Origin of the sequence: Xanthomonas sp. WHRI 6106 (assembly GCF_040202405.1) — a bacterium.
GTDB classification, from domain to species: domain Bacteria; phylum Pseudomonadota; class Gammaproteobacteria; order Xanthomonadales; family Xanthomonadaceae; genus Xanthomonas; species Xanthomonas cannabis.
In genome coordinates, this window is record NZ_JBEGFC010000023.1 from 1 (window position 1) to 1,289 (window position 1,289).

Genomic DNA, 1,289 nt, shown 5'->3' on the forward strand with positions numbered 1-1,289 from the left:
GACACGCCGCAAGTACATCCCTGTAGCAACTGTGTTGTTGGAGTGGCTTTGGCTAGTCCATAAGCCGGGCACGGTGGTACCGGCCGCTGGTCGGCAGCCGTCGCCCCGTCCAGCGCATGGACACTCAGGTCGGAATGGCTTGGGCCACTCCAGCTAGAGTGTCTCTGGCGCGGGCGTTGAGGATGACCAGCATCTTGCGCATCGCCGCCACGACGGCGACCTTGCCTGGCTTGCCGCGTGCTCGCAGGGACCGATAAAACTCCCGGATCCGTGGCTCGTGCTGGATGGCCGACAGGCACGCCATGTACAGCACGTTGCGCACCTCTATGCGCCCGCCGCAGATCCGGCGCATGCCGCGCATGCTCCCGCTGTCGTGGGCGATGGGGGCGACGCCGACCAGTTTGGCAATGGCCTTGCCATCGAGGGTTCCTAGCTCTGGCAAATAGCTGGCGATCACTGCTTGCAGGGTCGCTCCCACGCCTTTGAACGCGCGCATCGCCTCCAATTGCGGTTGCTGGCGGACCTGTTCGGCAATGTGCTTTTCCAATCGCAGGCAGTTCTTTTTCATCTGGTTGATGTTGGCCTGCAATGCGCGGCGCAACGTCGTCTCTGTTACGTGTTCCAACTGGTTTTCTGCGCTCATCGTCAGGTCCACGAGCTGCTGTCGTGCGCGCACGAACTCGCGTAGCTTTCGCCGCCAAGGTTCCATCGGCTGATAGGGACGCAGCTCCAGCGTGGCGGCCATGCAGGCCAGATTGGCCGCATCCAGGCGATCTGTTTTTGCCGACACACCGGTGGCAGCAGCGAAGGCGTGGCAGCGCCGCGCATCGGCCCGCACGACCTGGTGACCGGCGTCGAACAGGGCATCCAGCACCCGCTGCTCATAACCGCCAGAGGCCTCCAGTACAATCTGGCCAGCTTCCCGCCTGGCCAGCCAGGACAACAGCCTTCTGTGACCGGCAGGGGTGTTGTGAAACCGTGCGAAAGGGCCGCGATGGACAGCCACATCCAACATGGCCTTGGACACATCGATCCCGATGCCATTCATAGCGAACTCCGTTAGGCTTGAAGAGTCGAGAGTTCCCCTGCCTGCCCAGCCTTACGTCTACGAGCGTCAACTCTGGCAACTGTTCGGGCGACACAGGGGAGATACCGACGTGGGCACCCTGCTACAAGACGATCGGCAAGGATCTAGGCTCTCACGGTGGCCCACGTCGGCTCTCGACACCCACACTGGCAGAATTCCAACAGATAAGGCTCCGTGGCGGCATCCATGCCGCCAAGGGTCC

The 1,289-nt window shown here is 62.5% G+C and carries 1 protein-coding gene; it reads right to left on the bottom strand.

The window, feature by feature from the left end; genetic code table 11:
- Positions 1–124: 124 nt before the first annotated feature.
- Positions 125–1,048, bottom strand: a complete 924-nt coding sequence (locus ABQZ09_RS19825; protein ID WP_184552493.1) for an IS110 family RNA-guided transposase — start codon at positions 1,046–1,048, stop codon at positions 125–127.
- Positions 1,049–1,289 lie beyond the last annotated feature (241 nt).